This window comes from Streptomyces sp. NPDC111606 (assembly GCF_055656945.1).
Genome location: NZ_JBVKBY010000001.1, coordinates 984,559 through 1,005,974, shown reverse-complemented (window position 1 = coordinate 1,005,974; position 21,416 = coordinate 984,559). Strand labels below are relative to the sequence as shown.

Here is a 21,416-nt window from a genome sequence, read left to right as displayed (position 1 = left end):
GTCGTTGCATACATCCGAGACACACGCAGCGGGGGCGTCATGAAGGCGCTCGTTCTGGCCGGGGGCTCCGGCACCCGCATGCTCCCGCTCACCCACACCACCGCGAAGCAGCTGGTGCCCGTCGCCAACAAGCCGGTTCTCTTCTTCGGTCTGGAGGCCATCGCCGAGGCGGGCATCAAGGAAGTCGGCGTCATCGTCGGTGACACCGCGGCCGAGATCCGCGAAGCCGTCGGCGACGGTTCGAAATTCGGCCTCGACATCACTTACATTCCCCAGCACAAACCGCTCGGCCTGGCCCACGCGGTCGTGATCGCCCGTGAATTCCTCGGCGACTCCGACTTCGTGATGTACCTCGGTGACAACTTCATCGTCGGCGGCATCACGGACCTCGTGGCGAACTTCCGCCGCGAGCGGCCGGACGCGCAGATCCTGCTGACCCGGGTCTCCGACCCCACCGTCTTCGGCGTGGCCGAGCTGGACGGGGCGGGACGCGTCGTGTCCCTGGAGGAGAAGCCGACGGTGCCCCGGAGCGACCTTGCGGTCGTCGGCGTCTACCTCTTCACACCGGCCGTCCACGAGGCCGTCCGCGCGATCGAACCGTCGGTGCGCGGGGAGTTGGAGATCACCCACGCCCTCCAGTGGCTCATCGACGAGCAGCGGGACGTGCGTTCGACGACGGTGCCCGGTTACTGGAAGGACACCGGCAACGTCATGGACATGCTGGAGGTCAACCGGTTGGTACTGGAGACCCTGGAACTCCGCATCGAGGGCGACGTCGACGAGGAGAGCCAGATCATCGGCCGGGTCCGGATCGAGGAAGGGGCGCAGGTGCGCAGGTCGCGCATCGTCGGCCCGGCCGTGATCGGTCGGTCCACGGTGATCACCGACTCCTATGTCGGCGCCTATACCTCGGTGTCGGAGGACTGCCGGATCGAGCACAGCGAGATCGAGTTCTCCATCGTGCTGCGGGGCTCGTCGATCATGGGAGTCGGACGGGTCGAGGCATCCATGATCGGACGCAACGTCACCGTCGTCCCGGCCCCGCCGGTTCCGCACGCCCACCGACTAGTCCTCGGCGACCACAGCCGAGTGCAGATCTCCTCATGAACCCCACCGAGGTCCTGGTGACCGGAGGCGCGGGCTTCATCGGCTCCCATTACGTCCGCACACTGCTGGGCGCCGGGGGGCCGGGCGATGTCACGGTGACCGTGCTGGACAAGCTGACCTACGCGGGGAACCCGGCCAACCTGCACGCGGTCCGCGACGACGCCCGCTTCTCCTTCGTCCAGGGCGACATCTGCGACGAGCAGCTCGTCGCCCGGCTGACCGAGCGGGCCGGCCATGTGGTGCACTTCGCCGCCGAGTCCCATGTGGACCGCTCCATTCTCGGGTCGGCCGCGTTCGTACGGACCAATGTGCTGGGCACTCAGGTCCTGCTCGACGCGGCACTGCGCGCCGGCACCCGGACCTTCGTCCATGTCTCCACGGACGAGGTCTACGGGTCGATCAGCGAGGGTTCCTGGGCGGAGGACCACCCCCTGGGTCCCACCTCTCCGTACTCCGCGTCCAAGGCGTCGAGCGATCTGCTGGCCCTGAGCTACCACCGCACGCACGGCATGGACGTACGTGTGACCCGCTGCTCCAACAACTACGGTCACCACCACTTCCCGGAGAAGGTCATCCCGTTGTTCGTGACCAACCTGCTCGACGGGAAGAAGGTCCCCCTCTACGGCGACGGGCGCAACGTCCGCGACTGGCTGCACATCGATGATCACGTGCGGGGGATCGAGCTGGTGCGGACCGCGGGACGTCCGGGCGAGGTGTACAACATCGGCGGCGGCACCGAGCTGCCCAACATCGAACTACTGCAGCTGCTGTTGGCGGAGTGCGGGGCGGGCTGGGAAATGGTGGAGTGGGTCGCCGACCGCAAGGGGCACGACCGGCGTTACTCCGTCGACTGGACGAAAATCCGCACCGAGTTGGGGTACCGGCCAGAAAAGGATTTCGCCACGGGCCTCGCCGAGACAGTTTCCTGGTATCGAGAGAATCGGGGATGGTGGGAGCCGCTGAAGGATCGTGCGGCGCTGCGATGATTAAACTTTGAACCGTGGCCTGAATTGATCGGACATTCGCTCGATCACGCGGAGGTGTGCCGGTCAGTGATGGGCCGACGGTGCATCCTAGGCGCCCTCCGGGCGTACGTATACAGCCGTCAGGTAAAGAATCCTTTAAAAGTTACCCATTAGCAGATAGAATCCTGTCCGACCAGTGTAGCGGGGGGTCTCCAGCTCCTTGCGTTCCACCTCTGGAGGGCATGTGATCAAGGTTCTGCTCGCCGAAGAAGTGCATATGGTACGGGGGGCATTTATCGCGCTGCTGACGCGGGAGAATGATATCGATGTTGTGGCCGAATTGGGGGACGGCTCGAAGATATTGCCTATGGCTCGTCTGCATCGGCCGGATGTCGCGGTGATCGACATCGATATGCCCGGCCAGGACGATCTGATGACGATAGAGCAGGTTCATGCCGAGCTGCCGAAGACGCAAGCCCTGATCCTCACTCATCGCTGGCGGCCGGCAACGGTACGCAGGGCCTTGAACATGGGGGTCGGCGGATTCCTGCTGAAGGACTCACCGCCGGAGAATCTCGTCAGCGCGGTCCGCGAACTCGCGGACGGGCGACGGGTGATAGACGCGGATCTGGCCGTGTCCGCCTGGAAGGCACCGGCGCCTCCCCTCACCGACCGCGAGATGGAAGTGTTGCGTCTGGCCGCCGAGGGCGAAGGCGTGACGGAGATAGCGGCACGTCTCCACCTCTCGCCCGGCACCATACGCAACTACCTCACCACCGTGGCGACAAAACTCAACGCGCGCACGCGCGTGGACGCCGTCCGTATCGCCGTTGACGCCGGCTGGCTCTGATCGACCCGCGGGAATCATCCGGAGAGTTAATTCGGCCCCCGTCGCCGGATGATTCCCGTCCAGATGTCGAAGGTTCCGTCGTATCGGCCCTGCGGGTGCCTGGTATTAGATTACTCTAAATTCCCTGAAAGGGGGTGTGAATTTCACACGGAACCAGCATGAATTTACCATGATCGAATCGGAAGTTTTCCCGGTGCGCTCATGACAGATGCACTCCCGATCGGACTTGTTGTCGAATACCTTTGAAGTGAGAAAAGGTAATCGGTACATGCCGGAGCCGGGGGAAGTGAAACACTGCTATGGGATGCTCACCGCCAGTCAATGAGAAACACGAAACGCAGTACGGTTCGCACGACTGCTCCACAGAGAACACCAATGCAGTTCTGTGCGAAAGGTGCACGGACCGGCTTTCCGGCTTCCTGCGTGGGCTGCCCGCCCTCTATCTTCATTGCGGGGCCCTGCTGGGAGGCACACACGCACCGCGGGAAAAGGTGTCGAATTCCGCTCGCGGGCAGGGGATACCCTTCAACACGGCGGCGTCCGACGTACGCGCTCACATCATCACGCTGCTTGCGTCCTGGGCGTCTCTCGTCGCGGACGAGCGCGCCGTCGAAGCGCCCCCACGCAGGGTGGACCTGCTGGCCGGCTTCATCCGGGCAAACCTGAAGTGGCTGACCAGTCACAGCGCGGCCCTCGACGCGGTCGAGGAATTCGGTGCCCTCACCCGGGCCGCACGCCGGGTCTGCGAGGCGCAGCCGGTGCGCACCGTCCCGGTCGGCAACTGCGTCCGGTCCGGTTGCCCCGGAAAACTCCGGGCCGTGGTGCAGACCGCTTCGGGCATCGGCCGGCGGCCTTCGGAGATCCGGTGCAGCGCCGACGAAGCGCATTGGTGGGCGTACGAGGAGTGGACGGCCCTGGAAATAGGGATGCAGAGGCGTTCGGCCCCCGGCCGCACCTGGTACAGCGTCTCGGACATCGGGCTTTTGCGCGACATCCCGGCCGGAAGCATCTACCGGCTCGCCAATCAGCACCAGTGGCGTCGCCAGAAAGTCTCCGGCAAGGTCTATTACCACCACGCGGACGTCACCGCCGCGTTGGGCGGATGACCTGACGCAGACAGGGGGTGGGTGGGGTACGGGCCGTACCCCACCCACCCCCCGGTCGTGTCTCAGGCAGCCGCTTCCAGCTGGGCCAGTCCCTGTGTCCAGCCCTCCCAGGCATCGCGGCCCGGGGGCGCCAGCAGCGGAACCACCGTGCTGCGCCCCTCCACCACCGAGGGGTGCCGGCGGGCCAGGGTCGCGAGCGCCGCGGCGGGGCCGCCGTCCACCACCACGTGGCCGCTCTCCCCGTCCAGCAGAGATTTCAGCGCCGGCCAGAACAGCACCGGCGCGGCCATCTGCCCCGCCCAGAACTCCGGACGGGTCGCCTCCGCCTCCGTGACGTACCGTCCGGTGCGGGTCGACAGGACCGGGATGCCCGGCGGACGCAGTGTCTCCGCCGCGATCGCCTCGCCGAAGGCCCGGGAAGCCCGGTCCATCGCCGGTGAGTGCCACGGTTCGAGCGCCCGCACCCGACGCACGATCATGCCCGCCTCACCCAGGGCGCTCGCGGCCTCGGACAGCTGGGGCTCGGGCCCCGCGAGTATCGTCTGGCGCGGGCCGTTGTGGGCGCCCAGCACCACGTCCTGCCGCAGTGACTTGTTCCGGAGGCGGTCGAGCACCTCCTCCGGTGCGCCCGCCACCGCCAGCATCCCGCCGGGCGGGGCCTCGGCGAGCGCGGCGCAGCGGCCCGCGATGATCCGGACGGCGGCCTGCGGGTCGAACACCCCGGCCAGCGTGGCGGCGGCCAGCTCTCCCACGCTGTGGCCGATCAGCGCGGCGGGGTGGATCCCGCGGTCGGCCAGTACCCGGCCGATGCCGTATCCGATCATGAAAAGCAAGGGCTGCGCGGTCGTGCCCCGGTCCGCCGGTGCGCCGTCCACGCAAGCCAGCCAGTCGTCGCGGACGACGGTCCCCCGTGGCCCGAGAGCTTCGAGGAACGCGTCGGCCACGGCGGTGAAGACCGGCTCCCGCTTGTAGAGCTCGACGGCCATACCCGCGTGCTGGAAGCCCTGCCCCGGCAGCATCAGGACGAAGGGCCGCCCCCTCATGCCGACCCCGCCTTCAGCCGGTCCGGCACCGCGAAGGCCTTGAGCACCTGGTCCAGGTGGTCGCCCTCGGAGGTCCTGAAGGTCTCGGCGTCCGGGCACAGCCGACCGCACAACGTACTCAGCGTCTTGCCCGGTCCGACCTCCACGAACCGGTCGATGCCCTCCTTCGCCAGTGCCTCGGCGGTGTCGGCCCACAGCACCCGGCCGGTGAACTGCCGTCGTAGGCAGTCGGCGGCCTCCCGGGCGGTGCGCACCGGCGCGGCGGTGACCGCCGAGAACACCGGGATCACCGGGTCACGCAGAGGCAACGCCGCCAATTCCCGGCCGAACTCCACCTCGATGCCGGAGAGCAGGCTGCAGTGTGCCGCGCCGCCCACCTCCAGGGTCAACGCCCTTCGCGCGCCTGCCTGTTCGGCGAGTTCGAGCAGGCGGGCCACTGCGCCCCGGTGACCGGAGACCACGATCTGCCGGTGGTCATTGCGGTTGGCGATCTCGACCACCTCGCCGGCCTCGGCGGCTGCCCGGACACAGAGCTCCTCGACCTCGTCCAGCGTCAGGCCGATGACCGCGCCCATGCTGCCCGGGACGCTGCGGTTGACCGACTCCATCAACTCCCCGCGCAGCCGGACCAGGCGCAGGCCGACGGTCCAGTCGAGCACGCCCGCCGCGACCATCGCGGCGAACTCGCCCAGGCTGTGCCCGGCCACGGCGTCGGGCTCGACCCCGTACGTCCGGAGTATTTCGAGAGCCACGACGCTGGTCAGGAAGACGGCCGGCTGGGTCACCGGCATGGCGCGCAGTTCCTCTGCCGGTCCCTGCCGGCACAGCTCGCTCAGCGGAATCCCCAGGATCTCGTCGGCGACCCGGTAGTGGGACGCGAGAAATTCGGGGTGGCGCTCGGCCAGCGCGCGGCCCATGCCGACGCGCTGCGAACCCTGCCCCGGAAACACGAAGGCTGTCCTGCTCATGTTCGATACCACTTCCCTTCTGCGGAACCGCGGCGCTCAGGTCACCCTGAGCGCCGCGATGGGGCACACCCGAACCGCACGTGTGGCGGCGGCCTGCTGATCCGCCGGCACCTCGCCCTCGAAGAGGAGCTCGGCGTAGCCTTCGTCGGCCTGCAACAGAGCGGGGGCCGCGCCTTCGCACAGCCCGTGCCCCTCGCAACGGCTCCGGTCGACGGTGATCCTCATCTCGGCGGCCTTCCGTCGACGCGGATCAGGGGTGGAGCGTCACGGGCAGGGACGCGATGCCTCGGATCGTGTTGTGCAGGCGCCAGGTCGGCTCACCGATCTCGATCGAACGCACCTTGCCGGTCAGTGACTTCAGAAGGCTGTGGCCCTCCAGGCGGGAGAGCGCCTGACCGACGCAGCCGTGGATGCCATGGCCGAAGCCGACGTGCTGGGCGACGCCGGGCCGCTGGACGTCGAACTTCTCCGGGTCGGTCCACTGCCGCTCGTCGCGGTTGGCGGAGCCGTACAGGAAGAGCACCCGTGAGCCCTCGGCCACCGGTGCGCCCCCCAGCTCCCGGTCGCGGGTGGCCAGCCGGGTGAAGCCGCGCAGAGGGGATTCGATGCGGATGATCTCGTTGAACGCCGACGGGATGAGTGACTCGTCGCCGCGCAGCAGATCCCACTGGTCCGGGTGTGATCCGAACAGCCACATCATGCTGGACAGCGCACTGACGGAGGTGTCCATCGAGGGGGCCAGGAAGTCGCCCAGGAGCCCGGGCAGGAGGTACTCCTCGATCTTGCCCTCCTTGGCGTCGCTCACCAGTTGGGCGCCCCAGCTGCCCGGCCGCAGATTGCCCGGGACCGACATCCGCTGCAGGAATTCCGACATCTCCTGGAGCAGCGGGAACCCGGCCATGGTGCGTTCGTTGAGCGGGCCGAAGGCGTTGAACCCGGCGGTCGCCCACTCGAGGAGCCGCTCCTTGCCCTCCTCGACGGGCCAGCCGAGCAGGTCGGGCACGACGGCGAGCGGGAACGCCTGCGCGAAGTCGGTGACCGCGTCGAAGGTGCCCTTCTCGATGAGCTGGTCGACGAGGGTGTCGGCCCAGCCCGCGATGTAGTCCCGGAACTCCTCCAGCGCCTTGGGCTTGAGGTGCCGGGCCACCAGGCCGCGCACATATCCGTGGTAGGGCGGATCGCTGGTGAAACTGCTGCCCTTCTGGGCCTTGTTGAGCGTCTCGGTGAGCCCGACGCCGGAGGCCGACGAGAAGGTCGTCGGGTCGTGGAGCGCGTCGTAGACCTCCCGGTAGCGGGCGGCCGCGAAGACCTGATGGGCCTCCAGCCAGACCACCGGGCCCAGCTCGCGCAGCCGCCGGTAGTCCTCGTAGGGCGAGAGGATCGACTCGTCGGAGTAGGGGTCGATGTCGGTATGGGGAATCGTGAGCGTCGTCATGCGGATCTCCTCAGGTCAGCTGTGGGCGGAGTGATCCAGAAGGTGGGCGTTGACGACCCGGACGAGGTCGCGAGGGGTGTCGACGTCGACGAGCGCCGAGTCCTCGAACTCCAGGCCGTACTCCCGGCCGATCCGGCTGCCGGTCTCCAGCAGGGCGAGCGAGTCGTATCCGAGATCCGCGAAGGCGATGTCCAGGATGTCGGCTTCGAGTACGCTGCCGCCGCCCGCGCCCTCCCGGAGAATGCGCTTGAGATCCTCAATGCCGAACTGGTTGCTCATGCGTCCGTCCTGTTCGAAGGGGGATGGGGCCGGCCGCCGGACGGGGCACCCGGTGCCGGAATGAGCTGTGCGCGGCGCGGTGGGGTCACTTGTCCGTTCCCCGCACCACGACCGCGGAGTTGAACCCGCCCTGGCCCCGAGCCAGGACCACGGCGGTACGCACCGAGGTCCAGCGGGCCTCGGTGACCAGGTCGAGGTCGTACTCGTCCGCGCAGGCGACGTTGACGGTCGGGGGGATGACGCCGTCACGGATCGACAGGAGCGCCGCCGCGACGTCGAGCGAGGCGGCTCCGCCCGCCAGGCGTCCGGTCATCGTCTTCGGAGCGGTGACGGCCACCCCGCCCGGGCCGAAGAGGGCGCTCAGCACGTCGGCCTCGATCCGGTCGAGTTCGGGCACCGCGGCGGCGTCCGCGAAGACCACGTCGACCTCGGCGGGGGTGATCCCCGCGTCGTCGAGCGCCGCCGTGACGGCCCTGCGCAGCCCGGGCTCGCGCCCACTGCCCGGCCGCGGGTCCATCGTCGCGGCGTACCCGGCGATCTCTCCGTACACCTCAGCGCCCCGCTGCCGTGCGGATTCCGCGTTCTCCAGCACGAGCAGGGCGCCGCCCTCGCCCGGCACATGGCCGGCTGCCCGCGCGTCGAAGGGGAGGTAGGCGCCCTCGGGGTCCCGGGAGGTGCTCATGCGGTCGCCCGCCATCTGTGCCACCCAGCCCCACGGGCAGAGCGAGCCGTCGACGCCGCCCGAGATGATCAGCTGCGTGCCCTTGCGGATCTGCCGACGGGACTGGGCGATGGCGTCGAGCCCACCCGCCTGCTCGCTCACGACGACCCCGCTGGGTCCCCGCATCCCGTGCTGGATGGAGATCTGGCCGGTGTTGACGGCGTAGAACCAGGCGTAGGACTGGTACGCGCTGACGTACTTGGGGCCCTTGCTCCACAGGTTCTCCAGCTCGCGCTGGCCGAACTCGAACCCGCCGGCCGTCGCCGCGGTGATCACGCCCGCACTGAAGTCGGGCAGGTCCGACGGCGCGACGCCCGCGTCCGCGAGGGCCCAGTCGGCGGCGGCGAGGGCGAGCCACGTCATGCGGTCGCTCTGCGGGATGAGGCGGCTCGACAGATGCGCGGCGGCGTCGAACCGCACCTCGCCGGCCAGCTTCGCCGGATAGTCGGCGACATCGAACCTGGTGAGCTCGCCGATGCCGCTGACCCCGGCGAGAGTCGACTTCCAATAGGCCTCGGTTCCTTCGCCGTTGGGCGCGATGACACCCAGTCCGGTCACTGCTGTGGCCGTCATGCGGCCCCCCTCTCCGGGTCGGTCAGGACCATGGCGCTCTGGAATCCGCCGAACCCGCTGCCGACCGTGAGCACCCGGTCGGTGCGCCAGTCGCGTGCGGTCAACGGGACGTAGTCCAGGTCCAGTTCGGGGTCCTGGTGGTGCAGGTTGGCGGTGGGCGGTACGACGTTCTCCTTGATCGCCAGCGCGGACGCGGCGATCTCGACGGAGCCGATCGCCCCGAGGGAGTGGCCCACCATCGACTTGATGGAGCTCACCGGGACCCGGTGGGCGTGCTCGCCGAGGCTGCGCTTGAAGGCCGCCGTCTCGTGCCGGTCGTTCTGCTTGGTGCCCGAGCCGTGGGCGTTGACGTAGTCGAGGTCGGCCGGGTTGAGCCGGGACTCGTCGAGCGCGGCGGTGATCGCCTCGGCCATCTCGACGCCGTCCGCCCGTAGTCCGGTCATGTGGTAGGCGTTGCTGCGGCCCGCGTAGCCGGTGATCTCCGCGTAGACGGTCGCCCCGCGCCTGCGTGCGCTGGTGTACTCCTCCAGTACAAAACCCGCGGCCCCTTCCCCGAGGACGAAGCCGTTGCGCGTGCTGTCGTACGGGCGGGAAGCGTGCTCGGGGTCGTCGTTGAAGACGCTGGTGGCCTTGATCGCGTCGAAGCAGGCAACGGTGATGGGCGAGATGGGCGCCTCCGTGGCACCGGTGATCATCACGTCGGCCGCTCCGTCGCGGATCAGCTCGACGGCGTGCCCCACGGCGTCGATCCCCGAGGTGCAGCCGGTGGACACGACCGTGCCCGGCCCCTCCGCGCCGATCGACCACGCGACCTCGGTCGCGATCGAGCTCGGGATCAGGTAGTCGTACAGGTGCGGTGTCGCATAGGTGTGGTCGACCAGGTACCTTGCCCCGTCGTCGCTCACCACCCGGTACTCGTCCTCCAGGCTGGTGGTGGCTCCGACGGCGTTGCCGATCGTGACGCCGATCCGGTGCGGGTCGATCGCCGACAGCTCCAGTCCGCTGTCGAGGAGCGCCTCGTTGGTGGAGACCACGGCGAACTGGGTGGCCCGGTCCATCCGACGGATCTCCTGGGCACGCAGGCCGTGTTCCCGCGGGTCGAAGTCGATCTCGGCGGCGACCCGGGAGCGGTAGGGCGCCGGGTCGAAGCGCGACAGTTTTCTGGTCGCCGTGCGCCCTTCACTGATCAGAGCCCAGAAGTTCTTGGTGCCGACCCCTCCCGGTGCCAGCACCCCTATGCCGGTGATGACGACTCGTCGCCTCATGATTCTTCCTTCCGGAAATACGTCAGGAATGCGATGCCGAACGTGCTGGGGACCTCCCAGCAAGGCTGTTGTGCGGATGCGTGCTCAGACCCGGGGGACGGTTGCTGCGGCGCCGAACCAGCGGTCCAGGGCGTGGTGCAGGGACGTCTGCGCCCGGTCGGTCCAGACGACGTGCCCATCGGGGCGTACGAGGAGCGCGGTGGCTCCGCCGAGGTCCGCCGGGCTCGCGCCGTCGACCACGCGCACTCGGTCGGCCCGGCCGCGGGCCGCTTCCCGGGCCGCTCCGGCGGTAGTCCGCCGCCCGTCGCGGGTCAGGGTGAGCAGGACGCCCCGGCCGTCGCCGAGGAGCCGGGTGGCCGTGGTGGGTTCACCGTCCACGGTGAGATCGATGTCGGGGAGCCTCTCGCCCAGCAGTGGGGCGTCGCCGGCGCCCACGTCGTAGCGGACGTCCAGGCCGCTGACCATGGAGTCCAGGAGGGCGCGGGCCCCGGGCTCGGCGAGGAGTTCGGCGAGCACCCGGCGGACCGGCTCCGTCCCGGCGCCGCCGAACAGGAGCAGGCCCTGGGCCCGTACGTTTTCCAGCACCCGGCGTCCGACGGGGTGACGTTCGGTGTGGTAGCTGTCGAGCAGCCCGGCCGGAGCCCGGCCGTACACCTGCGCCGCGAGCTTCCAGGCGAGGTTCGCCGCGTCCTGGAGGCCGAGGTTGAGCGCCTGGCCGCCGACCGGCATGTGCGCGTGTGCGGCGTCACCGGCGATCAGTACCCGGCCCCGCCGGTAGCACGTCGCCTGCACACAGCCGTCGTCGAACGCGTCGGTCCAACTCGCCGACGCGCTCGCGATGCTGTGGCCGGTGACCTCCTCCCACACCGCCGCGATCTCGTCGAACGGAGGCGGTCCGGTCCGCCCTCCCGGGAGCCGGCCAAAGGCATGCACCATGACCCGGGTCACCCCGTCGGGCCGTCTCGCCGAGGTGGCGAAGCCGCGCACGAACCGTTCGAAGCGGTAGGCGGGTACGTCCACACCGGCGATGTCCGCGCGCAGGAGTTCCCGCGTCGCCGCGTTGCCGTCGAGGTCGAGCCCCGCCAGGCGTCGTACCGTGCTGCCGGCGCCGTCGCACCCCACCACGTAGGCGGCCTGCAGGGTCCGGGGCCCGTCGGGCGTGCGGAACGCGGCAACCACGCCCTCGTCCCTGACGGTGAGGTCATGGAGTTCGTGCTCCCGGTGGAGGTCCACGCCCAGTGCGCGGGCCCGGTCCCCCAGCACCGCCTCGGTGCGGAACTGGGGCACCTTCCAGTTGCCGGTGTACCGGCTTCCGCCCCCGTCGGCCCGGAACGACTGGCCGCCGAAGTGGCTGAGCGGTTCGTGCGTCAGCTCACCGAACGCCTCCAGCAGCCCGCGCTGGTCCAGGAGTTCCATGGTGCGGGCGTTCAGCTGGGAGGCCCGCGACTCCGTCATCGGCGCGGCCAGCCTGTCGACGAGCGTCACACGTACTCCGTGCAGCCGCAGGTCACCCGCCAGCAGCAGCCCGACCGGACCGGCCCCGACCACCAGGACGTGGGCGGCTTCGGCCGGATCCGGTGGCGTCATCGCCCGGGCCCCGGGGGACCCCCTCGTGGGGTCATGCGCCGCTGCCCTCGATATGCGCCTTGGCGTGGGCGAGGGTGCTCAGGCTGTTGGTCCCCAGCGCCTTGCGCACCATCGCCCGGGCGTCGTCGAGCCCCGCGTCCGGGCCGAGGACCGCCGCGATGTTGGCCTCGTTGACGGAGACGGTGTGCTGCGAGGTGGCCAGCACGCCGTCGGCGTTCTCCTCGAACCGCCACTGCCCGGTGTGCAGCGTCATCAGCGCGGGCAGCTGGGTCTGCTTGTAGTGGATGCGGTCCGGAGCCAGGCACACCCGTACCGAGGTGGTGGTGTGGGTGGTCCCGTCGACGGCGCGGGTGTCCATCTCCAGCAGCTGGAGTCCGCCGTCGTCCTGGAGGTTCACCCGCGCGACGTGCGGGAGGCGTTGCGGCCACAGGTGGGCCGCGTCGATGAACTGGTAGACATCCTCGGCCCGCCCTGCGATCTGGGTGGTGTCCTCGAACGTGAGGCGTACCTGGGCGCCGCGGAGCGCGGCTTCGGCCTCGGTCTTGAGCGCGCCCAGCTCCGCCCGGCTGTTGCGGTCGACGGCGGTGGCGATCCACTCCAGTGCCTCGGGGTCGTCGTCCACCGCCCGGTAGTCGTGCAGCAGTCGCACCCGGCAGCGGTCCTCGCCCCGAGCCTCGACGAGCCAGGCGCCGCCCATCGCGGCGACCGGCGGGCTGGACACCTCCTGGCGGAACTCGATCCGGCCCTCGGCCGGCACCAGCCGCCGCCGGGAGGTCCAGGTCTTCGCAGCTCCGTTGGCCGTCGCCCAGATCCGGATCCGCTCGTACTCACCCTTCCGCTCGATGCGCTCGACGTGGACGCTCGGCGGGAAGATCTGTGGCCAGTTCTCCACCTCTTCCAGCAGTTGGTAGACGGCCTTGGCCGAGGCGTCGACCGTGATCTCGTGTTCGACTTCGTGGACGTGGGGTCCGTACATGATGCCTCCCGGCTCGTTCGGGAACGGGGTGCCTCGGGCGGCCGCGCTCATGCGGAGGTGATCAGCGCGATGAGTTCGCGCGGGGTGGTGACGGCGGTGACGGCATCGTCCTCCAGGCTGATGCCGTGCTCCCGGGAGATGAGCGCCGCGGTCTCCAGCAGCGCGAGCGAGTCGTAACCGAGCTCGGAGAACGACCGGTCCAGGATGTCGCCCTCCATGTCGATGCCCTCGTCCGCACCGGCGGCACTGAACAGCGCCTTCTTGAGGTCGTCGACGGTGAACGCTGTGATGGTCATCCGTTTTCGTCCTTTCAGGATTCCTGCTCCCAGTGGTAGAAGCGCTGTGCCATCGCGTCCGCGGGCGAGCGCCAGGTCGCGGGGTCGTATGCGGTGATGTGCTGCTTGAGGTCGTCGCTGATCCCCGTGAACAGGGGGTGCGACCGGGCTTCGGCGATCCGCTCCGAGCCGTCCTGCGAGGCGAAGTCCTGGAGGTGGAAGTACAGCCCCTGGTAACTGAACAACTGCCGGCGCAGGGTTCCCATGCGGTGCGGCATCTCCGTGCGGTCGAACGCCTCGAAGAGGCCCCCTACGGCGTCGATCGACTTCGGGTCCAGGCGGGCGACGATCAGAGTGGTGTGCATGGCCTTCCTCGTCTCTTTGCGGCCCCGTCGGAGCCGACTGCGATGTCCCGGTGCCGGTCCTCAGGCGCGCGCGGCGGGCCCCGGGCCGAACCAGGTGTGGAGCGCCGCGGTGAGCTCTCCGCCGTCGGGCGCCGCCCAGGCCACATGGCCGTCGGGGCGCAGCAGCACCGCGCTCGTGCCCGCGAGCCGCTCGTCCGCCGAGGTCGCCGTGGCGACGTCGACCTGGGGCGCCCAGCCCTCGGCCGTACGGCGCACCGCGGGATCGCCGGCCAGGTCGAGCAGCACCCCGCGCCCCGTGTGCAGCAGCCGTGTGGTGGTCGTGGGGCCGTCCGAGGTGAGCAGTTCGCAGGGCGGCATCCGCAGCCCGAGGAGAGGGTGGCCGCCCCCGGCTGGTTCGTAGCGGACGTCGAAGCCGGTGACCATCCCGGCCAGGTGCCGGGCGACGTCGTCGTTCCGCATCAGTTCGCCGAAGACGGCGCGCAGCGGCTCCACCTCCGTCCCGCCGAGGTAGAGCAGTCCCTGCGCGCGGGTGTTGGTCAGTACCCGGGCCCCCACCGGATGCCGCTCCTCGTGATACGTGTCGAGGAGTTCGGGGCCGCTGCGACCGGTGACGACCGCGGCGAGCTTCCAGCCGAGGTTGACCGCGTCCTGCACCCCGACGCTGAGCCCCTGACCGCCTGCGGGCAGGTGGATGTGGGCCGCGTCGCCCGCCAGCAGGACCCGCCCGACGCGGTACTGAGCGGCCAGCCGGGAGGCGTCGGTGAAGGAGCTGATCCACCGTGCCTCGCCGTGGCTGATGTCCTCCCCGGTGAGCCGCTGCCAGGCGCCGGCCACCTCGTCGAACGTCGGCGGGGTGCTGCGTTCGCCGGGCCGGGTGCCGCGTTCGCAGACGATGATCCGGTCCAGGTCGTCGCCCAGCCGGGCGGCCATGACCATGCCGCCGGGCACCCGTTCGCCGAGGAAGCGCGAACGGATGGCGGCTCCGGCGACATCGGCGAGGAACATCTCGCAGGTCGCGTCCTGGCCGGGGAAGTCGATGCCCACGGCCTGGCGTACGGTGCTGCGCCCCCCGTCGGCACCGACGAGGTAGGAGCAGCGCAGCACGTGCCGGCCGTCCGGTCCGGAGACCTCGACCGAGACGAAGTCGTCCTCCTGGGTCACGGCGAGGATCTCGTGGCTGCGCAGGAGCCTGGCGCCCAGACCGACGGCCCAGCGGGTCAGCACCGCTTCGGTCTCGGTCTGTTCGACGTTGCGCACGCCGAAGTGGCCGTCGGGCAGTACGGAGTAGTCCAGTTCGATGCCGCCGAAGTGGCCCTTGGCGCTGATCTCGGGGTTGTCGAACTCCGCCAACAGGCCGCGCTGGTCCAGTACTTCGGTGGCCCGTGCGGTGAAGCCGAGTCCGCGGGACTCGCTGACCGGCTCCGCCAGTTTGTCGAGGACGATCACGTCGGCTCCACCGAGCCGCAGTTCGCCCGCCGCCATGAGACCGGTCGGTCCGGCTCCGGCCACGATCACCTGCGCGTCGGGTTCCGGGGTGGCGGTCACCGGTCCTGCCCCGCCTTCCGCCGTACCGGCTCCAGCGCCTGGCTCCAGGAGACGACCTGGTCGAGCACCAGCTCGACCGTCGCCCTGCTCCCCTCGGCGGGCCGGAACGTCGCGTAGTCGGCGAAGTCGGCGGCGAAGGTGAGCGCCGCCTGGGCGCGCACGGTGGCGACCTGGAGTTCGGACATGATGAGCCGGAGGTGCTCGACGGCACGGATGGCCCCGGTGGGCCCGTATCCGACGAATCCGGCCGCCTTGTTGCCCCACTCCGCGAACAGGAAGTCGATCGCGTTCTTGAGCGCTCCCGGCACCGAGTGGTTGTACTCGGGCGTCACGAAGACGAACCCGTCCAGCCGCCCGATGCGTTCGGCCCAGGCGAGGGTGTGCGGGTGGCTGTAGGAGCCGGCCAGCGGCGGGATCGGCTCGTCGAAGTGGGGGAGTGCCTGTTCGGCGATGTCGATGAGTTCGTACTCCGCGTCGTCGCGGCGGCCGGCGAGGTCGAGGACCCACCGGGCCACCCCTTCACCGCTGCGTCCGGGCCGGGTGCTGCCGAGAATGATGCCGATTCTGGTCATGCTTGCTCCCGTAGAGGTATGAGCACGTAACGGCGGACTACTCGTCGCGATCGGCCTGATACTTCTCCTCGATGCCGATGTGGTTGTCGGTGATGGTGACGTAACGCCGGCTCATCATCGGGCTTTCGCTCAGCGACTCGATGAGCCCGCTGTAGTCGTCGACATCGTCGAATTGGACGAGGAAGAAGTTTGTGTGCCGGGCCCCGAAAGCCGCGGCTCGGAACGGTCGGATCTCAAGAAACTGCGCGTGTTTCCCGAGAACGGGAAAGAGGTGTTCCGCTTCGAACGTGTCGCGTTCGGAGGGGCTCATGACGAACCACTCCGGTTCGAACCGGACGCCGAGAAACGCCGTGTACTTCATGGGACTTCTCCTTGAGGTGCCGTGCTGTACGCCGAGTCGGTCGTGGGCAGCGCGCTCCTGCGGCGCGCCGGCCCTGCGCGCATGTCCTGCGCGCATGTCCTGCGGCGCTCAGAAGTTGCCGAGGCCGCCGCAGACGTTGATGGCCTGTGCCGTCACCGAGGCGGCGGTGTCGCTGACCAGGTAGCCGACCATGCCCGCCACCTCGTCCACACTGGAGTAGCGGCCGAGCGGAATCTTGGCCTGGAACCTTTCGAGGATGTCGTCCTCGGTGGTCTCCCACGCCGCCGCGTATCCGCTGCGCACGCGTTCGGCCATCGGCGTCTCCACGTACCCCGGACATACGGCGTTCACGGTGATGCCGGTCTTCGCCAGCTCGTTGCCGAGGGACTTCGTGAACCCGACGACGCCGTGCTTGGACGCCGAGTAGGGGGCGGCCAGGACGACCCCCTGCTTCCCGGCGGTGGAGGCGATGTTGACGATCCGTCCCCAGCTCTTGTCCCGCAGGCCGCCGATGGAGAGCACGTCCCGGGTGACCCGGAAGACGCTGTTGAGGTTCGTGTCGATGACGGTGTGCCAGGCCTCGTCGGTGAGGTCTGCGGTCACCCCGCCGCCTCCGGTGCCCGCGTTGTTGACGAGCACGTCGATGGTGCCGAAGCGCTCGACGGCGGCGGTCACCATGGCGCGCACCTGCTCGGAGGAGCGGACGTCGCAGTCGATGCCGTCGGCGTCGTGGCCCGCGGCCCGCAACTGCTCCACCGTCAGTTTCACGGAGTCGGCGCTGCGCGCGCAGAGGAAGACGCGATATCCGATGCTGCCGAGATGGTGCGCGACGGCCAGACCGATACCGCTGGTCGCCCCGGTGACGATTGCTGTCTTCCCGTTGGCCTGCGTCATTCCTTCTCCTCACGTGAGGTCAAAAGCGCATGCGGGCAACACCGTTCGCGGGCATGGCCCGTGGCGTCGCAAAGAAAAAGGCCCGGAGACGTCCGGGCCCTTCTGGAAAGTCCTCACTCGCGGGGATCGAGCTCGATCCCGCTTGGAATCGGCTGAGCGCCAGGATTCGAGGCGAGTGCTCAATTGGCACAGAATTGCCAATGTGATGTATATGTTCTTCACTCCAGGTCGAGTTGTCAAGGGGGGTCTTCGGCACTTGGCCCGAAGGCGCTCCACCTCACACCTGGACACTCCGGCGATCCGGCGCTCGACGTCCCCGAAGACCGGTCCGCCGTTACTCCCCAGGGAGTAGGCGCTCCCTTCCGCCACCCCCGGCAGTACCCCCGAACTCGCCCTCGCGCCCGACGAACCGGCCCCTTCGCGCCGGGAGTCTGGAATCGACCCAGACATCCGGACCGGAGGGAGGCCCGTCAGATGGGGGCCGCAAGGACAAGTACACGGCGACGACGGGCCGTTCCCTGGCTCGTGCTGGGGCTGTGGATCGCCGTACTGGCACTCGCCTCGCCGTTCGCGTCGAAGCTGGCGGATGTGCAGCGGGATCGTGCCGTCGACTATCTGCCGGCGAGCGCCGACTCCACGCAGGTGGCGAAGATCGAGGACCGGCTGCCGGGTGGCGAGGCCACCGAGATGGTCGTCGTCTATCACCGGGACGGCGGGCTGAGCGCGGGGGACAGGGCGACCGCCGCCGAACAGATCGAGCGGATCGCGGGGGCGCACCGGCTCACCGGGAAACCCGAAGGCATTCCGTCCCAGGACGGCACCACCCTGATGTACCCGGTCGCCAGTACCGAGCCGGGGCAGGACGAGAAGGCCCGTGACGAACTCGTCAACGACGTACGGGACATCGCGCGCGGCGGTGACGGGCTGAGCGTCGACGTGGGCGGGGCCGGCGCGCTCGCGACCGACGCGAGCGAGGTCTACAACTCGCTCGACGGGCCGCTGCTGTACACCACCGCCGCCGTGGTCGCGCTGCTGCTGATCCTCATCTACCGCAGCCCGTTCCTGTGGCTCGTCCCGCTCGCCGTCGCGGGCATGGCCGACTATCTGTCGATGGGCGTCGCCTACGGCCTCAACCAGGGGTTCGGAACGTCCGTTTCCGGCCAGAGCTCCGGCATCATGACGATCCTCGTGTTCGGCGCGGGCACCGACTACGCGCTGCTGCTCGTCTCCCGGTACCGGGAGGAACTACGGCGGATCGAGCGGCCGTACGACGCCATGGCCGCCGCGCTCAAGGGCTGCGGGCCCGCCGTGCTCGCCTCCTCCGGCACCGTCGCCGCCGGACTGCTGTGCCTGCTCGCCGCCGACCTCAACTCCAGCCGGGGCATGGGCCCGCTCGGCACCGTCGGCGTGCTGTGCGCACTGGCCGCGATGCTGACCCTGCTGCCCGCGATCCTCGTGCTGCTCGGCCGGCGCGTGTTCTGGCCGCTCGTGCCCCGCTACGGCAGCACACCCAAGGCCCGCCGGTCCCTGTTCACGGCGATGGGCAGCTCCGCCGGACGCCGGCCCCTGACCGTCCTCGCGGGCGGCGCGGTCCTGCTCGGCGCGCTCGCGCTCGGCGCCCTGAACCTGCCCGGCAACCTCAAGCAGGAGGACTCCTTCACCAGCAAGCCCGACGCGGTCGCCGCCATGGAGACGCTCGCCGAGGCCTACCCCGAGCGCGGCACCCAGCCCATCACCGTCATCGCGCGGGAGGGCCGCGCCGCCGAGACGCTCGCGTCGATCCGCGGCACCGACGGCGTCGACAGCGCGCAGGAAGGCCGTTCCGGAAACGGCTGGACGGAGATCTCCGTCCTCGCCACCGCGGCACCCCAGTCCGCCGGGGAGACCGCCACCATCGAGGCCCTGCGCGACAAGCTCGACGGCTCCTACGTCGGCGGGCCGAGCGCCGAGCAGATCGACCTGAAGGACACCAACGCCCGCGACCGCCTGGTCGTCGTACCGATCGTGCTGCTGTCCGTGCTGCTGATCCTCGTCGCCCTGCTGCGCTCGCTCGTCGCGCCGCTGATCCTGGTGGCGGCCGTGGTCGCCGTGTGGGGCGCGGCGCTCGGCATCGGCGGGCTCGTCTTCGAGCCGCTCTTCGGCTTCGAGGGCACGGACCCGGGGCTGGGACTGCTCTCCTTCGTGTTCCTGGTGGCCCTCGGCGTCGACTACGGCATCTTCCTGATGCACCGGATGCGCGAGGAGTGCCTGAACGGCGCCGAACCGGCGTCGGCCGCGCTCACCGCGCTGCGCACCACGGGCGGCGTCATCGCCTCCGCCGGGCTCGTCCTCGCCGCCACCTTCGCGGTGCTCACCAGCATGCCGCTCGTCCCCCTCGTCGAGCTGGGCTTCGTCATCGCCGTCGGCGTGCTGCTGGACACCTTCCTGGTCCGCACCTACCTGGTCACCAGCGCGAGCGTGGCACTGAGGCGCAGGATGTGGTGGCCGGGCCCCCTCTCCCGCGCAGCACCCGAGGGACCCCGACCGCCGGCCCCGCCGAAGGAACCGGAGCCCGTGGCCGTCTCCGTGTCCTGACCGACCGGCGCCCCTCCCTCCCGGAGGGGCGCCCCCGTCCCGGAAGATGAACTCCGTGCAGGCAACCACGAAGGCGGCGCGGTCCCGCCCCGGCGAGCGGATCATGGCGGCGATCAACCGCGACCCCCTCACCGCCCCGCACCGCACACGCAACGACGCGCTGCTGGCCGTGGCCTGGGCCGTTCTCGCCACGGCCATGGCCCTGCTCGGCGGCAAGGAAGTGCGCCCCGACGCGCTCGGCTGGACCCTGCTGCTCGCCGCCCACGTGCCCCTGGTGTGGCGGCGCCACCGTCCGCTGCTGGTCCTGCTCGTGGCGATGGTCTGCATCGCCCCGTACCACGCCCTCGAGAACAACCACGCCGCGCCCATCTTCGCGACCATGGTGGTGCTGTACACGATCGCGGCGACCGGCACGGTGCGCCGCACGCTGCTCACCGGCGCCGCCGTCCTCGGCGTGACACTGATCCTCAACGCCCTCACCAACCCCGACGGGACGGTGGAGCTCCTGCGGATCTCCGGCTGGGTCTTCGCGTTCCTGTTCTGCGGCATCGACGTGCGCTACTACCGCCAGTACGTCGCCGCCATCGTCGAACGCGCCGAGCGCGCCGAACGCACCCGCGAGGAGGAGGCCCGCCGCCGGGTCGCCGAGGAGCGCCTGCGCATCGCCCGTGACCTGCACGACCTGCTCGCCCACAGCATCACACTCATCGGCGTGCAGACATCGGTGGCCGCGCACGTCCTGGCCGCCGACCCCGAGCGGCTGAACCGCGAGGCGATCGCCAAGTCGCTCGACGACATCGCCGGGACCTGCCGCACGGCGCGCGGCGAGCTGCGTACGACGCTGGAACTCCTGCGCGAGCAGGGCGCGGTGGGCGAGGCACGCGGACCGCTGCCCGGGCTGGACGGGGTGCCGGACCTGGTGGCGGCGGCGCGGCTGGCCGGCGCGCGGGTGGCGTCGGAGGTGCGGGTGCGGGAGACACCGCCCGCCGTCGGGGCGGCCGCGTACCGGATCGTGCAGGAAGCGCTGACGAACGTCGTACGGCACGCCGGGCCCGAACCTGCCGTACGGGTGGAGCTGTACGAGGAGCAGGGCGCCCTGCGCGTGTCGGTCACCGACGACGGCAGTTGCCCCGCCCCCCGGGCTCCCGTCCCCGGCTACGGCCTCGTCGGCATGCGGGAGCGGGCCCGCAGCGTGGGTGGCACACTCGACGCCGGACCGGGCGACGAGGGGGGATTCCGGGTGAGCGCCGTACTGCCTGTCGGAACCGACGGGGGAGGACAGAGATGATCCGCGTCCTGCTCGCGGACGACCAGACGCTCGTGCGGGAGGCGTTCGCCATGCTGGTCGAGTCGGCCCCCGACATGGAGGTCGTCGGCCAGGCGGCCACCGGCCGGGAGGCCGCGGAACTGGCCCGTGGCACCCGCGCCGACCTCGTCGTGATGGACATCCGCATGCCCGACCTCGACGGCATCGAGGCGACCCGCCTGATCGCGGCCGACGAGGACCTGGCCGGGGTGCGGGTGCTGGTCCTCACCACCTACGACACCGACGAGAACATCGTGGACGCGCTGCGCGCCGGCGCCTCCGGATTCCTCGTCAAGGACACCCGCCCGGCGGAACTCCTCGACGCCATCCGCACGGTGGCCGCGGGGGAGGCACTCCTGTCGCCGGGGCCGACCGCACGGCTGATCGAGCGGTTCCTGCGCAGCCCCTCCGCACCCACGGCCGGCGGGCCCGAATGCCTGTCCGGGCGTGAACGCGAAGTGCTGACGCTGGTCGCCCGCGGGCTCAACAACACGGAAATCGCGGAAGCATTGGGGCTCAGCCCGCTGACGGCGAAGACACACGTCAGCCGCATCATGGGGAAGCTGGGAGCCCGCGACCGGGCGCAGTTGGTCATCGTGGCCTATGAGTCAGGGATGGTGACACCGGGGATCCTGTGACGGACAGGGCA

At 70.0% G+C, this 21,416-nt stretch carries 22 protein-coding genes; 7 read left to right on the top strand and 15 right to left on the bottom strand.

Features of this window, described 5'->3' with window-relative positions; all coding sequences use genetic code 11:
* The first annotated feature begins 39 nt into the window (after positions 1–39).
* The 4 genes from ACZ7M7_RS04660 (at position 40) to ACZ7M7_RS04645 (ending at position 4,028) form a co-directional block, all read left to right on the top strand.
* Positions 40–1,107 (top strand): glucose-1-phosphate thymidylyltransferase, encoded by a 1,068-nt coding sequence (locus tag ACZ7M7_RS04660; protein ID WP_383610923.1) that lies wholly within the window; start codon positions 40–42, stop codon positions 1,105–1,107.
* Positions 1,104–2,093 (top strand): dTDP-glucose 4,6-dehydratase, encoded by a 990-nt coding sequence (rfbB, locus tag ACZ7M7_RS04655; protein WP_383610920.1) that lies wholly within the window; start codon positions 1,104–1,106, stop codon positions 2,091–2,093. Before ACZ7M7_RS04660 ends, rfbB begins: the two co-directional genes overlap by 4 nt.
* A gap of 223 nt (positions 2,094–2,316) precedes the next feature.
* Positions 2,317–2,922, top strand: a complete 606-nt coding sequence (locus ACZ7M7_RS04650) for a response regulator transcription factor (RefSeq protein WP_383610918.1) — start codon at positions 2,317–2,319, stop codon at positions 2,920–2,922.
* A gap of 491 nt (positions 2,923–3,413) precedes the next feature.
* On the top strand, positions 3,414–4,028 hold the full coding sequence (locus ACZ7M7_RS04645) for a hypothetical protein (RefSeq protein ID WP_472112757.1): 615 nt from the start codon (positions 3,414–3,416) through the stop codon (positions 4,026–4,028).
* A gap of 62 nt (positions 4,029–4,090) precedes the next feature.
* On the opposite strand, the gene ACZ7M7_RS04640 is transcribed toward ACZ7M7_RS04645, so the two are convergent.
* From ACZ7M7_RS04640 to ACZ7M7_RS04570, 15 genes are all read right to left on the bottom strand, one after another.
* Positions 4,091–5,071, bottom strand: coding sequence for an acyltransferase domain-containing protein (locus tag ACZ7M7_RS04640; protein ID WP_472112755.1), 981 nt, complete (start codon positions 5,069–5,071; stop codon positions 4,091–4,093).
* Positions 5,068–6,039 (bottom strand): ACP S-malonyltransferase, encoded by a 972-nt coding sequence (gene fabD / locus ACZ7M7_RS04635; protein WP_383610909.1) that lies wholly within the window; start codon positions 6,037–6,039, stop codon positions 5,068–5,070. Before fabD ends, ACZ7M7_RS04640 begins: the two co-directional genes overlap by 4 nt.
* Positions 6,040–6,075: 36 nt before the next feature.
* Positions 6,076–6,264, bottom strand: a complete 189-nt coding sequence (locus tag ACZ7M7_RS04630) for a ferredoxin (RefSeq protein ID WP_383610906.1) — start codon at positions 6,262–6,264, stop codon at positions 6,076–6,078.
* A gap of 25 nt (positions 6,265–6,289) precedes the next feature.
* Positions 6,290–7,474, bottom strand: coding sequence for a cytochrome P450 (locus ACZ7M7_RS04625; protein WP_383624574.1), 1,185 nt, complete (start codon positions 7,472–7,474; stop codon positions 6,290–6,292).
* 15 nt (positions 7,475–7,489) lie between these two features.
* Positions 7,490–7,753: an acyl carrier protein gene (locus ACZ7M7_RS04620; RefSeq protein ID WP_383610900.1), complete on the bottom strand. Its 264-nt coding sequence runs from the start codon at positions 7,751–7,753 to the stop codon at positions 7,490–7,492.
* An 85-nt stretch (positions 7,754–7,838) separates the two neighbouring features.
* On the bottom strand, positions 7,839–9,047 hold the full coding sequence (locus ACZ7M7_RS04615) for a ketosynthase chain-length factor (RefSeq protein WP_472112751.1): 1,209 nt from the start codon (positions 9,045–9,047) through the stop codon (positions 7,839–7,841).
* Positions 9,044–10,312 (bottom strand): beta-ketoacyl-[acyl-carrier-protein] synthase family protein, encoded by a 1,269-nt coding sequence (locus tag ACZ7M7_RS04610; RefSeq protein WP_383624569.1) that lies wholly within the window; start codon positions 10,310–10,312, stop codon positions 9,044–9,046. Before ACZ7M7_RS04610 ends, ACZ7M7_RS04615 begins: the two co-directional genes overlap by 4 nt.
* A gap of 84 nt (positions 10,313–10,396) precedes the next feature.
* Complete coding sequence (locus ACZ7M7_RS04605) at positions 10,397–11,899, bottom strand: FAD-dependent monooxygenase (RefSeq protein WP_472112749.1); 1,503 nt, start codon at positions 11,897–11,899, stop codon at positions 10,397–10,399.
* A gap of 31 nt (positions 11,900–11,930) precedes the next feature.
* Positions 11,931–12,875: an aromatase/cyclase gene (locus tag ACZ7M7_RS04600; RefSeq protein WP_383610888.1), complete on the bottom strand. Its 945-nt coding sequence runs from the start codon at positions 12,873–12,875 to the stop codon at positions 11,931–11,933.
* Between the two features lie 47 nt (positions 12,876–12,922).
* Positions 12,923–13,171 (bottom strand): acyl carrier protein, encoded by a 249-nt coding sequence (locus tag ACZ7M7_RS04595; RefSeq protein ID WP_383610884.1) that lies wholly within the window; start codon positions 13,169–13,171, stop codon positions 12,923–12,925.
* A gap of 14 nt (positions 13,172–13,185) precedes the next feature.
* Positions 13,186–13,515 carry a TcmI family type II polyketide cyclase gene (locus tag ACZ7M7_RS04590; protein WP_383610881.1) on the bottom strand — a complete coding sequence of 110 codons (330 nt, stop codon included), beginning with the start codon at positions 13,513–13,515 and terminating at the stop codon, positions 13,186–13,188.
* A 60-nt stretch (positions 13,516–13,575) separates the two neighbouring features.
* Positions 13,576–15,060 carry an FAD-dependent monooxygenase gene (locus tag ACZ7M7_RS04585; protein WP_472112746.1) on the bottom strand — a complete coding sequence of 495 codons (1,485 nt, stop codon included), beginning with the start codon at positions 15,058–15,060 and terminating at the stop codon, positions 13,576–13,578.
* A complete protein-coding gene (locus ACZ7M7_RS04580; RefSeq protein WP_472112744.1) occupies positions 15,057–15,632 on the bottom strand; it encodes an NADPH-dependent FMN reductase in 576 nt (191 codons plus the stop codon). The genes ACZ7M7_RS04585 and ACZ7M7_RS04580 overlap by 4 nt, the downstream gene beginning before the upstream one ends.
* 37 nt (positions 15,633–15,669) lie before the next feature.
* Positions 15,670–15,993, bottom strand: coding sequence for a darcynin family protein (locus tag ACZ7M7_RS04575; protein WP_383610871.1), 324 nt, complete (start codon positions 15,991–15,993; stop codon positions 15,670–15,672).
* 108 nt (positions 15,994–16,101) lie between these two features.
* A complete protein-coding gene (locus tag ACZ7M7_RS04570; RefSeq protein WP_383610868.1) occupies positions 16,102–16,887 on the bottom strand; it encodes an SDR family NAD(P)-dependent oxidoreductase in 786 nt (261 codons plus the stop codon).
* A gap of 474 nt (positions 16,888–17,361) precedes the next feature.
* Here ACZ7M7_RS04570 and ACZ7M7_RS04565 point away from each other — a divergent pair, with 474 nt between their 5' ends.
* The 3 genes from ACZ7M7_RS04565 to ACZ7M7_RS04555 are packed head-to-tail and all read left to right on the top strand — an operon-like array spanning position 17,362 to position 21,405.
* Positions 17,362–19,461, top strand: a complete 2,100-nt coding sequence (locus tag ACZ7M7_RS04565) for an MMPL family transporter (RefSeq protein ID WP_472112741.1) — start codon at positions 17,362–17,364, stop codon at positions 19,459–19,461.
* Between the two features lie 46 nt (positions 19,462–19,507).
* Entirely contained in the window at positions 19,508–20,749 is a 1,242-nt protein-coding gene (locus tag ACZ7M7_RS04560; RefSeq protein WP_472112739.1) for a sensor histidine kinase, read from the top strand.
* A complete protein-coding gene (locus tag ACZ7M7_RS04555) occupies positions 20,746–21,405 on the top strand; it encodes a response regulator (RefSeq protein ID WP_383610859.1) in 660 nt (219 codons plus the stop codon). Before ACZ7M7_RS04560 ends, ACZ7M7_RS04555 begins: the two co-directional genes overlap by 4 nt.
* Positions 21,406–21,416 lie beyond the last annotated feature (11 nt).

Excerpts from the sequence above, each read along its gene's own strand:
- ACZ7M7_RS04660 (WP_383610923.1), top strand. The coding sequence starts at position 40 with ATGAAGGCGCTCGTTCTGGCCGGGGGCTCCGGCACCCGCATGCTCCCG.
- rfbB (WP_383610920.1), top strand. The coding sequence starts at position 1,104 with ATGAACCCCACCGAGGTCCTGGTGACCGGAGGCGCGGGCTTCATCGGC.
- ACZ7M7_RS04640 (WP_472112755.1), bottom strand. The coding sequence starts at position 5,071 with ATGAGGGGGCGGCCCTTCGTCCTGATGCTGCCGGGGCAGGGCTTCCAG.
- fabD (WP_383610909.1), bottom strand. The coding sequence starts at position 6,039 with ATGAGCAGGACAGCCTTCGTGTTTCCGGGGCAGGGTTCGCAGCGCGTC.
- ACZ7M7_RS04630 (WP_383610906.1), bottom strand. The coding sequence starts at position 6,264 with ATGAGGATCACCGTCGACCGGAGCCGTTGCGAGGGGCACGGGCTGTGC.
- ACZ7M7_RS04625 (WP_383624574.1), bottom strand. The coding sequence starts at position 7,474 with ATGACGACGCTCACGATTCCCCATACCGACATCGACCCCTACTCCGAC.
- ACZ7M7_RS04620 (WP_383610900.1), bottom strand. The coding sequence starts at position 7,753 with ATGAGCAACCAGTTCGGCATTGAGGATCTCAAGCGCATTCTCCGGGAG.
- ACZ7M7_RS04615 (WP_472112751.1), bottom strand. The coding sequence starts at position 9,047 with ATGACGGCCACAGCAGTGACCGGACTGGGTGTCATCGCGCCCAACGGC.
- ACZ7M7_RS04610 (WP_383624569.1), bottom strand. The coding sequence starts at position 10,312 with ATGAGGCGACGAGTCGTCATCACCGGCATAGGGGTGCTGGCACCGGGA.
- ACZ7M7_RS04605 (WP_472112749.1), bottom strand. The coding sequence starts at position 11,899 with ATGACGCCACCGGATCCGGCCGAAGCCGCCCACGTCCTGGTGGTCGGG.
- ACZ7M7_RS04600 (WP_383610888.1), bottom strand. The coding sequence starts at position 12,875 with ATGTACGGACCCCACGTCCACGAAGTCGAACACGAGATCACGGTCGAC.
- ACZ7M7_RS04595 (WP_383610884.1), bottom strand. The coding sequence starts at position 13,171 with ATGACCATCACAGCGTTCACCGTCGACGACCTCAAGAAGGCGCTGTTC.
- ACZ7M7_RS04590 (WP_383610881.1), bottom strand. The coding sequence starts at position 13,515 with ATGCACACCACTCTGATCGTCGCCCGCCTGGACCCGAAGTCGATCGAC.
- ACZ7M7_RS04580 (WP_472112744.1), bottom strand. The coding sequence starts at position 15,632 with ATGACCAGAATCGGCATCATTCTCGGCAGCACCCGGCCCGGACGCAGC.
- ACZ7M7_RS04575 (WP_383610871.1), bottom strand. The coding sequence starts at position 15,993 with ATGAAGTACACGGCGTTTCTCGGCGTCCGGTTCGAACCGGAGTGGTTC.
- ACZ7M7_RS04570 (WP_383610868.1), bottom strand. The coding sequence starts at position 16,887 with ATGACGCAGGCCAACGGGAAGACAGCAATCGTCACCGGGGCGACCAGC.
- ACZ7M7_RS04565 (WP_472112741.1), top strand. The coding sequence starts at position 17,362 with ATGGGGGCCGCAAGGACAAGTACACGGCGACGACGGGCCGTTCCCTGG.
- ACZ7M7_RS04560 (WP_472112739.1), top strand. The coding sequence starts at position 19,508 with ATGAACTCCGTGCAGGCAACCACGAAGGCGGCGCGGTCCCGCCCCGGC.
- ACZ7M7_RS04555 (WP_383610859.1), top strand. The coding sequence starts at position 20,746 with ATGATCCGCGTCCTGCTCGCGGACGACCAGACGCTCGTGCGGGAGGCG.